This window comes from Staphylococcus sp. HMSC65H10 (assembly GCF_001839185.1).
GTDB classification, from domain to species: Bacteria; Bacillota; Bacilli; order Staphylococcales; family Staphylococcaceae; genus Staphylococcus; species Staphylococcus simulans.
The window spans coordinates 97,884-113,041 of record NZ_KV840424.1; the positions used below are offsets into that span (position 1 = coordinate 97,884).

At 34.3% G+C, this 15,158-nt stretch carries 10 protein-coding genes and 2 pseudogenes; 5 read left to right on the forward strand and 7 right to left on the reverse strand.

Going from position 1 to position 15,158, the window contains the following annotated elements; all coding sequences use genetic code 11:
* Positions 1-29: 29 nt before the first annotated feature.
* From HMPREF3270_RS12140 to HMPREF3270_RS12155, 4 genes are all read right to left on the reverse strand, one after another.
* Positions 30-1,052, reverse strand: coding sequence for a LacI family DNA-binding transcriptional regulator (locus HMPREF3270_RS12140; RefSeq protein ID WP_070849154.1), 1,023 nt, complete (start codon positions 1,050-1,052; stop codon positions 30-32).
* Between the two features lie 193 nt (positions 1,053-1,245).
* Positions 1,246-2,403: an N-acetylglucosamine-6-phosphate deacetylase gene (gene nagA / locus HMPREF3270_RS12145; protein ID WP_070849157.1), complete on the reverse strand. Its 1,158-nt coding sequence runs from the start codon at positions 2,401-2,403 to the stop codon at positions 1,246-1,248.
* A gap of 23 nt (positions 2,404-2,426) precedes the next feature.
* The gene (locus tag HMPREF3270_RS12150) at positions 2,427-2,804 is read right to left on the reverse strand and encodes a PTS sugar transporter subunit IIA (protein ID WP_070849160.1); all 378 of its coding nucleotides are present in this window, start codon (positions 2,802-2,804) and stop codon (positions 2,427-2,429) included.
* A gap of 385 nt (positions 2,805-3,189) precedes the next feature.
* Complete coding sequence (locus HMPREF3270_RS12155; RefSeq protein WP_000733283.1) at positions 3,190-4,035, reverse strand: BlaZ family penicillin-hydrolyzing class A beta-lactamase PC1; 846 nt, start codon at positions 4,033-4,035, stop codon at positions 3,190-3,192.
* A 106-nt stretch (positions 4,036-4,141) separates the two neighbouring features.
* On the opposite strand from HMPREF3270_RS12155, the pseudogene blaR1 reads away from it, so the two are divergent.
* The 5 genes and pseudogenes from blaR1 to HMPREF3270_RS12180 all read left to right on the forward strand — a co-directional run bounded on the left by blaR1 (position 4,142) and on the right by HMPREF3270_RS12180 (position 9,346).
* Positions 4,142-5,898: pseudogene (gene blaR1 / locus HMPREF3270_RS12160) on the forward strand (beta-lactam sensor/signal transducer BlaR1).
* Positions 5,888-6,268 carry a penicillinase repressor BlaI gene (gene blaI, locus HMPREF3270_RS12165; protein ID WP_001284656.1) on the forward strand — a complete coding sequence of 127 codons (381 nt, stop codon included), beginning with the start codon at positions 5,888-5,890 and terminating at the stop codon, positions 6,266-6,268. Before blaR1 ends, blaI begins: the two are co-directional and overlap by 11 nt.
* Before the next feature lie 263 nt (positions 6,269-6,531).
* The gene (locus HMPREF3270_RS12170; protein WP_000690628.1) at positions 6,532-7,125 is read left to right on the forward strand and encodes a recombinase family protein; all 594 of its coding nucleotides are present in this window, start codon (positions 6,532-6,534) and stop codon (positions 7,123-7,125) included.
* A pseudogene (locus tag HMPREF3270_RS12175) lies at positions 7,097-8,538 on the forward strand (Mu transposase C-terminal domain-containing protein). The gene HMPREF3270_RS12170 and the pseudogene HMPREF3270_RS12175 overlap by 29 nt, the downstream one beginning before the upstream one ends.
* Positions 8,531-9,346, forward strand: coding sequence for an AAA family ATPase (locus tag HMPREF3270_RS12180; RefSeq protein ID WP_000164963.1), 816 nt, complete (start codon positions 8,531-8,533; stop codon positions 9,344-9,346). The pseudogene HMPREF3270_RS12175 and the gene HMPREF3270_RS12180 overlap by 8 nt, the downstream one beginning before the upstream one ends.
* A 200-nt stretch (positions 9,347-9,546) precedes the next feature.
* Here HMPREF3270_RS12180 and HMPREF3270_RS12185 read toward each other — a convergent pair whose 3' ends face one another.
* The 3 genes from HMPREF3270_RS12185 to HMPREF3270_RS12195 all read right to left on the reverse strand — a co-directional run bounded on the left by HMPREF3270_RS12185 (position 9,547) and on the right by HMPREF3270_RS12195 (position 15,154).
* Positions 9,547-10,944 carry an MFS transporter gene (locus HMPREF3270_RS12185; protein WP_070849166.1) on the reverse strand — a complete coding sequence of 466 codons (1,398 nt, stop codon included), beginning with the start codon at positions 10,942-10,944 and terminating at the stop codon, positions 9,547-9,549.
* Positions 10,945-10,961: 17 nt separating this feature from the next.
* A complete protein-coding gene (locus HMPREF3270_RS12190; RefSeq protein ID WP_070849168.1) occupies positions 10,962-13,982 on the reverse strand; it encodes an NADH-dependent flavin oxidoreductase in 3,021 nt (1,006 codons plus the stop codon).
* A gap of 251 nt (positions 13,983-14,233) precedes the next feature.
* The gene (locus tag HMPREF3270_RS12195) at positions 14,234-15,154 is read right to left on the reverse strand and encodes an FAD:protein FMN transferase (protein WP_070849171.1); all 921 of its coding nucleotides are present in this window, start codon (positions 15,152-15,154) and stop codon (positions 14,234-14,236) included.
* Positions 15,155-15,158: the final 4 nt, after the last annotated feature.

Consider the following 15,158-nt stretch of genomic DNA (forward strand, 5'->3'; position numbering starts at 1 on the left):
TAAGTTTGACGTTAAGAAAAAAGAACGAACTAGCGTTCATTTTTCTTAGCGCACGATGCTCTTATGGCTAAATGCGTCGATAACTCTACCGAAGTTGCAGGTTCATCGTTGTTCATTTCAATGATTAATTGTGCTGCACATTCACCGAGTTTACTTGCTGGTTGTTCTACGACTGTAATTGCCGGTGAATATATTTCGTTCCAATGACTATTATCAAAACCGATAAATGAAATGTCTTTGCCGATTTGAATATCCAGTTCTTTAAAGGCTTGTAACGCACCGATCATCAATAAATAGTTCGTTGCGATTAACGCACTTGGTGCATCTTTTGAAGTCAGCCATTGCTTAGTCGCAAGATACCCGCTTCTTATCTGAGCCTCAGTCCCCAATTTATCATCACTGAAACTCATTAAACACGCATCAACTGTTAACTGGTTATCCATTAACGCTTGTTCATATCCTGCTTGTCTATGGGTAGTTGTACTGATCTTAGGATTTGCCAATAAAATCGCAATAGACGTGTGGCCTAACTCCAATAAGTGTTTAGTTGCTTGGTAACCCGCTGCTTGGTTATTCACTGTGACACTTGGCACATCACTTGTTTCTATCGTTCTGTCTACTGTCACAATCGGTGTCTTTTTCCATTCATCTTTTAATGTCAGGTGCGACGAAACAGGTGCTAACACAATCGCATTGACACGTTGTTTCACAAATAAATCTATCAATTCATTTTGTCGTTGTTCACTTTCTTCTGACGAAATCACAATCACTTGCAAGTTGTGTTCTAAACACACTGTAGTTAAACCGTTCAAAATATCCGTAAAGAATGGGTTTTGGTCAGGGACAATAAAGGCAACTAAGTTACTCTGGCCGCTTTTTAACTGACGGGCATACGTATTTGGTTGATAACCCAGCGACTCAACAGCTGCTTCTACTTTCGCTTTCGTTTTTTCGCTGACTTGTCCTTTTTTACCATTCATCACATTTGAAACGGTCGCTACAGAAACACCTGCTGCTTTTGCGACGTCGTGAAGTGTTGGATTATTGTTCATATTGATTACTTCCTTAAACGTTTAAGTTAAAACTGATTATTATTTTAATGTATCCTAGTATAAATGTAAAGGCTTACATTTATAAAATACAATAAACCCGGCTCCTATGACTACTTAGGAACCGGGTACTGTGATGATTGTTGATGAATCATCTTATATTCACTAGGGGGTTGGGGTTTTATTGGATTATTTTTTAACTAAAGGAATGGATTTTTCCTTTTTTAATGGCAGTCAGAACGTTGATGTCTTCATCTACTAAAATGAGGTCTGCATCTTTGCCTGGTTTGATACTGCCTTTTTGACTATCTATTTTGAGTGCTTTCGCTTGGTTCAAACTCGTTGTTCTCCATGCGTTTTCTAAAGTGTCACCTGTAAAATCAAGTAAGTTTTTTAGTCCTTGATTCATTCTTAATATACTACCCGCAAGAGAACCTGTTTTTAATCTTGCTTCTTTTCCTTTCACTACGACAGTTTGGCCGCCAAGGTCGTATTCGCCTTCTGACATACCTTTCGCGCGCATCGCATCTGTAATCACATAAAAGTGTTCATTGCCTTTCATTTTATAGGCAATTTTAATAGATGCCGGATGAGAGTGTACACCGTCTACAATCAATTCTGTACTTAAATCATCATTCGTCCAGGCAGCACCGAAATCACCAGGGGCACGGTGTAAGAATGGTGTACCTGCATTGTATAGATGAGTAATGTGTTTTGCGCCTTTGGCTACAGCGGCATTGACTTGGTCGAAGTCTGCTGTCGTATGGCCGATAGAGAAGATAATCTCATCTTTAAAAGCTTCTAACATAACATCAGCACCTTCCACTTCGGGAGCGAAAGTAAGAATTTTGATATTATGATCTGCTGTTTCTTGGAAATGTTTCAGTTTCTCAACCCTTGGTTGTTGCACGTAGGCTGGGTTTTGTGCACCGACTTTATGTTCTGAAATAAACGGTCCTTCTAAATGGATACCGACAATTTCCGCAGCATTATAGCTGTTTTGTGTTGCTTTATACGCAACAATTGATTCTAACGCTTTATTAATATTTTCTTCAGATTGTGTCATTGTTGTCGCTAAGAAAGAAGTGGTCCCTTCGCTTAGTAAATTCTCAGCTAAGTGTTGTAACCCTTCAACAGATGCATCCATCGCATCATTGCCATATCCACCGTGGATATGAATATCTATAAATCCTGGAAGTAAAATTTTACCTTCCGCATCATGTTGAGTAAGCGGGCCTGTATACACACCACTTTCGACTGCTTCAATTTTACCGTCTTTAATATGGACATATCCTGATTCAATCACTTGATCTTCACTGTAAATCTTAGCGTTGCTAATTACATATTCTGACATGTTTCTACCTTCTTATTCGTAATCTATAATAATAAATCGTTTACTTTCACAATATACTCTTTCGTTTTTCCAACGATATCTTGTGCTTCTCCTAAGAGTTCACCATTTACATATGCGACAATCATCGGCAAGTTCATACCAGCGTATAAATCAAACTGCTGACCTTGCATTAATAATTTAGCCGCAACATTGGCAGGTGTCCCGCCCATTAAATCCGCAAAGACTGTAAAGCTGTCTTCTTTGGCCATTTCCGCAAGTAATTTCGCTTGGAAGTCTTCTGCGCTTTCTTCTGGTAATAACGGTACAGGGACGATATCAGGTTGTTCACCTAAAATCATTTCTGCACTCTCTTTTAAACCTTCACAAAATGCGCCATGACTGATTAATATTAATTTTTTCATCTCTTTGTTTCCACCTTTGAATTAAGCTTTACCGATAATGCCTAATGCAGATAAGATAATTGATACAACTAATACGATAAAGATTGTCACTTTGCTTGATATATGAGAATTATTTAACCTTATAAATGAGAAAAAAGCAACGCACTTTAAATAAGATACGTTGCTTTTTCGATTGATGAACACCTATAATTAAACTATTCATCTATTATTTATAATTTTTTGTATATACAATATTTCTAGTTTGTTAAAGAGAATTAAGAAAATAAATCTCGAAAATAATAGAGGGAAAATCAGTTTTTGATATCAAAATTATACATGTCAACGATAATACAAAATATAATACAAAATATAAGATGTTATCAGTATTTATTATGCATTTAGAATATTAAAATTCCTTCATTACACTCTTGGCGGTTTCACTTATCAACTTATCATTTGGCTTATCACTTTTATTGTCTTTATTCGTAAAAATGACTAAAACAATAGGTTCAGATTGGCCCTTAGGATAAACAAAAGCAACATCATTTCTAGAAGCATATGTTATTGCTTGACCACTTTTATCAGCAACCTTATAGTCTTTTGGAACACCGTCTTTAATTAAAGTATCTCCGCTTTTATTATTTAACATTAAATCAAGTAAGAATTTTTTGTTTTCTTTGCTTAATTTTCCATTTGCGATAAGTTTATTTAAAGTCTTACCGAAAGCAGCAGGTGTTGAAGTATCTTTTTTGCTCTTTGGTGAATAGTAATTTAATTCTATCTCATATCTAACTGGATTTGTTACTTTATCTCCTAGTTCTTTTAGACGTTGTTTAACTTTTTTGATTCCACCGATTTCTTTTATAATTTTATTGTTTGCTGTATTATCACTATATGTCATTGAAGCCTCAATAAGTGCTTTTAAAGTGATATCTTTTCCTACATATTTTTCTAAAATAGGAGAATAAGCAACTATATCATCTTTGTTAATATGTACTTTTTTATTTAACTTATTATAAGGTACTTGTTCTAACAAAATAGCACTATTTATCGCTTTTGAAGTTGAAGCATAGGCAAATCTCTTATCTGAATTAAATTTTACTTCCTTACCACTTTTAGTATCTAAAGCATAAACACCAATATGAGCATTATATTTTTTTTCTAAATCATTTAACTCTTTGGCATGTGAACTGTTTGAATTACATGCACTTAAAACTAAAGCAATTACAATTAAAAATATTAACTTTTTCAAAATAAACCCTCCGATATTACAGTTGTAATTTTTATAAATCAATAATATTACAATTGTAATATCGGTGTCAATAGTTTATTATAAATATTTGAAAGAAGGTGTTGAAATGGCTAAGTTATTAATAATGAGCATAGTAAGCTTTTGTTTTATATTTCTATTGTTATTATTTTTTAGGTACATATTAAAACGCTATTTTAATTATATGTTAAATTATAAAGTTTGGTATCTAACTCTTCTTGCAGGATTAATTCCTTTCATTCCTATTAAATTCTCTCTTTTTAAATTTAATAATGTGAATAATCAAGCGCCCACAGTTGAAAGTAAGTCACACGACTTGAACCATAACATAAATACCACCAAACCTATTCAAGAGTTCGCAACAGATATCCATAAGTTTAATTGGGATTCAATTGATAATATCTGCACAGTTATTTGGATAGTTTTAGTTATTATTTTAAGTTTTAAATTTTTGAAAGCCTTATTATATCTTAAATATTTAAAGAAACAGTCACTTTATCTAAACGAAAATGAAAAAAATAAAATAGATACGATACTTTTCAACCATCAATATAAAAAAATATTGTGATTCGAAAAGCAGAGACTATTCAATCTCCAATAACTTTTTGGTATGGGAAATATATTATTTTGATTCCTAGTTCATATTTTAAAAGTGTAATTGACAAAAGACTAAAATATATAATATTGCATGAATATGCTCATGCTAAAAATAGAGATACTTTACATTTAATTATCTTTAATATCTTCTCTATTATTATGAGTTACAATCCATTAGTACATATTGTAAAAAGAAAGATAATTCATGACAATGAAGTAGAAGCCGATAGATTTGTCCTTAATAATATTAACAAAAATGAATTTAAAACTTATGCGGAATCTATTATGGACTCCGTATTAAATGTTCCATTTTTTAATAAAAATATATTAAGCCATTCATTTAATGGTAAAAAGTCATTACTCAAAAGAAGATTAATTAATATAAAAGAAGCCAATCTGAAAAAACAGTCCAAATTAATTCTAATTTTTATTTGTATTTTTACTTTTTTGCTCATGGTAATTCAAAGCCAGTTTTTGATGGGGCAATCCATAACTGATTATAATTATAAAAAGCCCTTACACAACGATTACCAAATTTTAGATAAAAGTAAAATTTTTGGTTCAAATAGTGGATCTTTCGTCATGTACAGCATGAAGAAAGACAAATACTATATTTATAACGAAAAAGAAAGTAGAAAAAGGTATTCTCCTAATTCAACTTATAAAATTTATTTAGCTATGTTTGGACTTGACCGACATATTATAAATGATGAAAATTCACGTATGTCATGGAATCATAAGCATTACCCTTTTGATGCTTGGAATAAGGAACAAGATTTAAATACAGCAATGCAAAATTCAGTTAATTGGTACTTCGAACGTATTAGCGATCAAATACCAAAGAACTATACTGCGACTCAACTCAAGCAATTAAATTATGGTAATAAAAATTTGGGAAGTTATAAAAGCTATTGGATGGAAGATAGTTTGAAAATATCTAATCTTGAACAAGTAATAGTTTTTAAAAATATGATGGAACAAAATAACCATTTTAGTAAAAAAGCAAAGAATCAATTATCTTCTTCATTATTGATTAAGAAAAATGAAAAGTATGAACTGTATGGGAAAACAGGTACAGGTATAGTAAACGGGAAGTATAATAATGGGTGGTTTGTAGGTTACGTAATTACAAATCATGATAAGTATTATTTTGCTACACATTTATCAGATGGAAAGCCATCTGGGAAAAATGCTGAATTAATCAGTGAAAAAATATTAAAAGAAATGGGTGTTTTAAATGGCCAATAAGCAAGTTGAAATATCTATGGCTGAATGGGATGTTATGAATATAATATGGGGTAAAAAATCAGTATCAGCTAATGAAATTGTAGTTGAAATTCAAAAATATAAAGAAGTTAGCGATAAAACGATTAGAACATTAATCACAAGACTATATAAAAAAGAGATTATAAAACGATACAAATCAGAGAATATTTATTTTTACTCATCAAATATTAAAGAAGACGATATTAAAATGAAAACTGCTAAAACCTTTCTTAATAAACTGTATGGAGGGGACATGAAAAGTTTAGTGCTGAATTTTGCGAAAAATGAAGAATTAAATAACAAAGAAATTGAAGAATTGCGAGACATTTTAAATGATATTAGTAAAAAGTAATTAGAGATATGTTTCAAACATAATACATATGTAAACTATGCTTGACTCTTATTAAATTAGTTTTGTTAATAACATTTAAAATATATTATTAAAGATGAGAGTGTACAGAAAATAACCATTTTCTGTACACTCTCTTTTTATGCCGAAATAAGTGAGTAATACATATATTTTCGTGTTCAAAAACCCAACAAAAAATCTATGTTCACAAAAGACCTTGAAATTAAGTTATGGTACACTGTATATGTATATAGGAGGTTTGTATTTTGAAAATAGGTTATGCAAGAGTTTCAACTGGATTACAAAATCTGAATTTACAGGAGGACCGATTAAACGCATATGGTTGTGAAAAGATATTTAGCGACCATATTAGTGGTTCAAAAAGTAAAAGACCTGGATTAGATAAAGCAATTGAATTTGCGAGATCAGGAGATACGATTGTTGTTTGGAGACTCGACAGACTAGGACGTAATATGGAGGATTTAATCACATTAGTTAATGAGCTTAACGAACGAGGTGTAAGTTTCCATAGTTTAGAAGAAAATATAACGATGGATAAATCAAGTTCTACAGGACAATTATTATTTCATTTATTCGCAGCGTTTGCAGAATTTGAACGAAATTTAATTTTAGAACGTTCTTCAGCTGGCCGAATTGCAGCACGTGCTAGAGGACGCTATGGAGGTAGACCCGAAAAATTAAATCAAAAAGATTTAAACTTACTTAAGACACTTTATGATAATGGCACGCCAATTAAGACAATTGCAGAGCAGTGGCAAGTTTCACGTACAACGATTTATCGTTACCTCAATAAATTGGAGGAAAAGGAAGATGAAAAACAAGGAGAAGTATCTAACTAATTTTTCTGAAGCCAAACGTAAAGAAGCTACTCAAAAGTACAATATTATAAAACCTTTTATCTTGGGCAAGCAATCTTTATCAAGCATTTCTAAAAGCAAAGGTATTGCGTTAAGTACACTTTATAGGTGGAATAAATTATATAAGGAACAAGGTCTTACTGGTCTAATTCATAATACAAGAGTTGATAAAGGTGAGCATAAATTAAAACAAAACATAATAGACGAGATTAAACGCCTTGCACTCAAGAATAAAAGAAATAGTATTGCTACGATTCATAGGAAAATCGCTAATTATTGTATAGAGAATAATTTTTATAAACCAAGTTATAAACAAGTTTATAGTATTATTAAAGCAATGCCTAAGTCTGTTATTGATTTCTCTCACCAAGGTGAAAAATACTATCAAAATAAGTACGATTTAATACAAATAAGAGAATCCTCAAGACCCAATGAAATATGGCAAGCCGACCATACTTTGCTAGATATTTATATATTAGATCAAAAAGGTAATATCAATAGACCATGGCTAACCATTATTATGGATGACTATAGTCGTGCAATTGCAGGCTACTTTATAAGTTTTGATGCTCCTAATGCTCAAAACACAGCATTAACACTACACCAAGCAATATGGAATAAGAATAATACCAATTGGCCAGTATGTGGTATACCCGAAAAATTCTACACAGATCACGGGAGTGACTTTACCTCGCACCACATGGAACAAGTCGCTATTGATTTGAAAATTAACTTGATGTTTTCAAAAGTTGGTGTCCCTCGTGGTCGCGGGAAAATAGAACGGTTTTTTCAGACAGTTAACCAAACTTTCTTAGAACAACTTCCTGGATATATAAACAATAATGATACTTCTAGCGATTTAATAGATTTTCAAAATTTCGAAGAAAAATTACGATACTTTTTAATTGAAGATTATAATCAAAAAGAGCACAGTGCTATCCAGAGCACTCCTATCAATCGGTGGAACAGTAATCATTTTTTCCTAATATGCCAAGCAGTTTAGAACAACTTGATTTATTATTATTAGAAATACCTAAATCTAGAAAAATTCATTCAGATGGTATTCATTTTCAAAGCTTTAGATACAGTAATACAAACCTAACTGCTTATGTAGGTGAGTATGTATTAATTCGTTACAATCCCAATGATATGGCTGAAATACGCGTTTTTTATAGAGATGAATTTCTTTGTACAGCAATATCCCCTGATTTAGCTGATTATTCAATTGATATAAAAGAGATACAACACGCACGTAGTCAGAGAAGAAAACACTTAAAACAAAACATTGCTAGTCCAAGCACCACTGATTTAATTAAGGAAGAAAAAAGTTATGGTTACTCACCTCAAGAAACGACCAAAAACGTCAAAAAATTAAAGAGGTATCGTAATGACTAAAAATCAGAATTTCATTGAAACGAAAGAGTATAAACGATTTGCTGAATTTTGCGATGCTTGTATCAAATATCAATATATTGGGATCTGCTATGGTCAACCTGGTGTCGGAAAAACTTTATCTTCTAGGTATTACACAAATTGGAATACTATTGAAAAGCAAGTTAATCATAGAGGGTGGGAAGATCTAGCTAGTAAAACGACTGATGATATATTATCGGTGAATAAGATATTTTATACTGCACCGGCTGAAAAACAAACAAGATTAAGTAATGATCTATATAGTATTAGTGCAAGTATTGATTTGGGTCAAAAATTACACATCGTAAATAAGTATGGTCATGATCATAGTAAACATTATAGTGATATGTTTAAATATATTGATTTAATTATAGTAGATGAGATTGATCGCCTTAAAGTGCAACATTTAGAGCAATTAAGAGCTATTTATGATGAACATAATTTAGCAATGATATTTATTGGTATGCCAGGTATAGAGAAAAAACTATCTCGTTATCCTCAACTATATTCGCGTATAGGTTTTGCACATGAATTTGATAATCTAAGTAAAGACGAGACGCATCATATATTAGAATATAAGTGGCAAGATTTAGGATTTGATCTAAAACTCGAAGATTTTACTGATTATGAGGCAATAACGACGATTATTAAAATTACAAAAGGGAATTTTAGGCTGATTCATCGTTTATTTGCGCAGATAGATAGAATTATGGATATAAATGGCTTAGATAAAATCAGTACAGAAGTTGTAGAAACAGCTAGAGATAGTTTAGTCATAGGTATTCGTTAATAGAAAAAGCAATGTACTTTAATATAGGACATTGCTTTTCTCATTTACTAGGTAAAATCATTCTCATATATCAAGTAAAGTAACACAAGGCAGTCTCACGCTTGTCTGAAGTGAGTATGACGGCCGTATAAAATTGAGTTGTTCGCATTAAAAAAGAACCACTAACCTGTATAGATTAGCAGTTCTTGTGTCATATTATTTTATTGTTTCTCCATTTTTCCTTTCGGTATTGTCACAAAGGATGCGATGAATGCGCTAAGCATTACGGCTGCACCTACAACGAAAGCAATACCTGCGGAGAATTCTGGTGTATGATTTGGTGCGAGTGATGAGTAGACTGTTGTCAGGATTGCGATACCGAATGCGGCACCGAGTGTTGATGACATTTTGATGATACCTGAGGCAACCCCTACTTTTTCAGCTGGAACACTTGTTAAAGCTGTATCAAGAACTGGTGTCGCGAAGAAACCAAGTCCGAGTCCAATGAATAAGAATCCGATGACTGATACGATGATATAAACTACATCTGGTAAGAATACTGTTGAGATAAGCAGTATACCTACTGCAATCGAAATCGGTCCTGCAAGCATTGGGAATCTTGGTCCTTTACGTTGTAAGTAACGTTCACCAATACGAATCATAGATAAGCTTCCGATTAAGTAAGTGATTGTCACGAAACCTGCTTTTAATCCTGAGAAACCCAATCCTGCTTGTGCGTAGATATTAAATAATGCGAGTGATCCGATAACTGTGTTTAACAAGAAGTTCGCTGATACTGTACCGATATACGTTTTATTAGAGAATACACTGAAGTCGATAAACGGTTGATATTTTTGTCTTTCATAGAAGTAGAAGACAAAGACTGAAATAACGAAAATCGCATCAAGTGTTAAAGTAATCGGGTTCAACCAACCTAATCTTGTTCCTTGTGTTGTAACTACGTTGATACTTAACATCATAATTAAGAAGATAGCAATCCCTACAACGTCGAACTTCATATTTTTAGCGCCAGGCTCTTTTGATTCTGGAACCCCTCTAAATAAGTAGAGTGCGACGAATGATAGGATAATTGATAATACGAAAATCCATTTCCATCCAAAGAATGTTGCGACAAGTCCTGCGAAGAATGACGCGATACCTGTTCCGCCATATGATCCGAATGACCAGAAACTTAACGCTTTTTGACGTTCTTCGTCATGATAGAACTGATTAATAATCGCAATCGTTGCCGGCATTAAACATGCGGCCGATAAACCTTGTAAGACACGGCCGATAATCAACAGTGCAGGAATACTTGAGATAATGACGGAAATAGATCCGACAATACTCAAGATAATTCCGACACGTGTCATTTTCACACGACCTAGCTTATCCGCTAAGCCACCTGCTACAACAATGAAGATACCTGTGAACAGTGAAGTTAAACTTACTGCGATATTCACGACAGTCATATCAATGTTGTAATCTTTTTGAACATGCGGTGCGATGTTCAAGAAGGATTGAGCGAATAACCAATACGTGAGGATGGATAAGATAATCGCAACGATGAGCTGTGTACCCGGTTTAAATGCTTGATGTTGTTTCTTATTTTGTGCCATTACTTGTTCCTCCTCATTTAGTGATTTTTAATAATGCTTTGACCTGCGATACGACCATAAGTGAAGATGTCCGCAAGTGCGTTACCACCTAAACGGTTACCTGCGTGGATACCGCCCGCAACTTCACCTGCTGCGTATAAACCTTTAATTGGGTTGTTGTCGATATCAATGACTTGTGCAGTTGTATCGATTTTCAGACCGCCCATTGTATGGTGAACTGCTGGTTTACGTGGTGTAGCGTAGAACGGTGCACGTTCAATCTTAAGATCGAATGCGTTCTTACTGAAGTCATCATCATGACCTTTATCCACAAAGTCGTTATAACGTTCTATTGTTTTCACAAAGTGGTCTGGGTCCATATTTAATTGTCTTGCTAAATCTTCAAGTGTATCTGCTTTATAAAGCACTTTTTCTTCAATTTCTTTATCAATTTTTTCTTGAGATGTGTTCATCGCAAGTTCTTTAATATTTTCATCAGCAATGATGTAGAACAAGCCATCTTTTTGGTCTAATGCTGCTTTAGATAAGACGTCACGGCTTTCAAATTCGTTAACGAAACGGTCACCGTCTTTGTTGACGAAGACGAAGTTAGATGGTGTCACAATTAAGCCTGTGAATAATGCACCTGTTTTAGGGTCAGAAATCGGCATCATTTGTGAGAAGCCCATGCCGACTAAGTCAGCACCTACTTGAACACCTAATTTAATACCGTCACCTGTGATTGCTGGTGAGTTTGTTGTTTTAATATCATCAGGAATGTTATCCCAATATGTGTTATATTGTTGAATCATTTGTGTATTCGCACCGAATCCGCCTGCGGCGATAACAACACCATAACGAGTATGGATTCTAACTTTAGCACCATTATGTTTCGTTGCTTCTACACCGACAATTTTACCGTCTTCTTTAATCAGACGATCCGCTGTTGTTTCAGTCATGATTTGACCATGGTTCTTACGAACATAGTCACTTAGTGATTCAATGAACTCTAAACCTTGAGCTTTCATTGGTTTATGTCCACGTCTCCATAAAGCACCTACAGGCATATCTACAATTGTTCTATCGAAGTGTACGCCTTTTTCAGTTAACCATTTCACTGATTCTAAGACATTGTCTGTTAATGTCTTAACTAAGTCATATTGACCTGTGATGACTTTACCGTTTCTATCCGCACGACGTCCGCCAAGGTACGTTTGGATACGGTGTAATTCAATAGAGTCGAACAAGTAATCTTGTCCTTCTTTTTGTGTTTCTAAATATTCTTTGATTTGTTGTTTCAATGTACGGAAGTCTTCAAGGTATTCTTCTTCAATGTCATTTTCATCATGGTTCATTAACGCTTCTAGTGTTTCTTGTTCACCATGTAATGATGGGAATGTATTTTGCCATGAAGGTTCAGGCGCGTTCACTTGGCCACCTGTACGGATTGTGTTACCGCCAATAGTTGCGAATTTCTCAAGCATAATCACTTCTTTGCCTTGTTCTAAGACTGAAGCTGCTGCACTTAAACCAGCACCACCTGTACCGATGACTACAACATCTGTTGTTTCTTCGATAGTTTCGTCTGACCATTCTACAACTGGTTTTGGACGCGCACGTAAGATGTCTGGGTTTTCACCTGCTTGTTTAATCGCTTCTGCCACACCTTCAATAACCGCTTCACACGTCACTGTCGCACCAGAAATCACATCTACGTTTAATGTTTGACCATTAATGATTTCGTTTGGTAAACGTTCAAACGCTGGGTTTGCGATACCTTCTGATTCATTACTGTCATCTACTTCAATAGACACGATTTCATCTTCAGAGAACACAACTTTCATTGGTAAATTCGCATTGTGTCCTTGTGCGAAGACTTCATACGTACCTGGGTTATATTTAACCTTTTTATTTTGTAACGCTTTTAAGCGTTCATATTTACGTTGTTCTTCTTCTTTATCGACAATCATGAAGTCCATTACTTTCCATAACGGAGATGGAATGTGTAATAAACGTTGATCATGAATATCTACGAAATCTTCAACTTTTTCATTCTTTTCAATCTTTTCAGCCCAGTGCGGTTCAACTAAATAAGCTTTACCTACGCTGACTAAGTCGTATCCAAGTTCTAATGCTTCTTCAGCATCTTCACGTTGACCAATACTACCTACACCCATAATTGGAATGTCAGCTAACGTATCGCTTTGAAGTTTTAAATATTTTGAAATTAATGGTTCTTTATCCGCTGTATCTACAATAGATGTACGTTTATAGCTGTTCGCAGAAATATGGAAGTAATCTGGATGTGCTTCTGCTAAAGTATTTAAAAGATACATTGTATCGTCAAAACGGATACCTGGTTCTTCTAATTCTTCTGGTGAGAAACGGTAACCAATAATGAAGTTTTCAGCGCCATTATCTTTTGCTGCTTTTTGTACTTCTTTCAAGACAGCCATTGGGAAATTCGTACGTTTTTGTCTGCTTCCGCCCCACTCATCTGTTCTACGGTTACTGTGAGGTGAGAAGAATTGTTGTAAGAGGTATGTGTTCGCACCATGAATTTCAACACCATCATAGCCCGCTTCAATTGCTCTTCTTGTTGCTTCACCGAATTGGTGAATCATATCTTCAACTTGTAATGCTGTCATTTCACGAGGTACTGCCGCATTTGGACGAAGCGCCGCAACCGGACTCGCTGAAATTGGAGTCGCACCCCCGTTTAATTTAGGATCAGCCATTCTCCCTGCGTGATATAACTGTAAAATTGCTTTAGATCCATTTTCGTGAATCGCATCTGCTAAACGTTTTAAACCTGGAATCTTTTCATCTGTATCTATGCCGATAGCACCTGGGAAGCCACGGCCGTTGTCCATTACGAAACAACTTTCTACAATAATCGCACCCACTTTACCAGAGCGGTGTTTATAGTAATCAATCATCTCTGCCGTTACTGATCCATCAAAGTAAGCTGATTGGATGGTCATAGGTGCCATTGTAATCCTATTATCTAATTCAGCTCCTGAAGCTAATTTAACCTTTTCAAATAATGACTTTGTCATACCCTCTTCTCCTTTGTGAATATTTTCACATGATACCGCAAAATTTTTTCTCATACTTAGCATATGAGAAGTTAACGTGTATCAAGTGATTCATTTTTTATATTTACCTTTGATTCACTGAAAGTATAACATAGAAAGAAAGTTTGTGAAATAGTTAACAAGATAAATTTGAATTATTTTTACAATCACTTATTTTAGTATCTTTATCAATTCACATGGTGATTTAAGCATCGAATCACCATGTGATTATATTAAATTAATGTAAGATGCGTCATGCGTTGTGTTGTGAAGACTTCACCATCTTTACTGATAATCACCGCTTCAATACCAGGAATTTCATTCAACACCGCAATCGCTTGATTAATCGACATCGCAAAACATACAGTTGTCCAAATCTCTCCATCAATAGATTGATCAGAAACAATCGTTATACTAGCAATGTCCCCTTCTACTGGATAGCCCGTTTTTGAATCTAAAATATGATGATACAGTTTGCCATTTTTATAGAAGTATCGTTCATAAATACCAGAAGTCACTACAGATTGACCTGCGATTTCCACAACACCTACTAATCCTCCACGTTCAGAATCAGGTTGTTGAATTCCTACTGTCCACTTATCTTTGTCTAAAGGACGGCCAATCGTTAAGACATTACCACCTAAATCAATAATGCCTGTTTGTACACCTTGTGAGACAAAGTAATCCTTTAATCGATCCGCAAAGTAACCTTTCGCAATGGCGCCTAAATCAATTTCCATACCAGATACTTTTAAATAAACCGTATACGCTTCATGATCTAATATTACATTTTCTGGTTGGATTTTTTGTAAACGCTCTTGAATGTCAGATTCATTTGGTAATTGAGCATCTTTAAAGCCGATTTTCCATAATTTAACTAATGGTCCAATCGTCAGATTGAACTTAGAATCAGAAGACAGACTGACCGCATGTGCTTGTGCAATCAATTCAAATAAATCTTCATCTACTTGTACAGGTTTAATGCCTGCATTTTGATTTACATGCATTAAATCTGATTTATCATCATTTGCGCTAAAGCGTTTTTCATAGTCTTTCAACATCTCTTCAGCATGGTTTAATAGTACTTCCGCTTTAGGATGTTCAATTTGTAGGGTAATACGTGTCCCCATGAGGTTTAATACTTTCTGTTTCATTTCA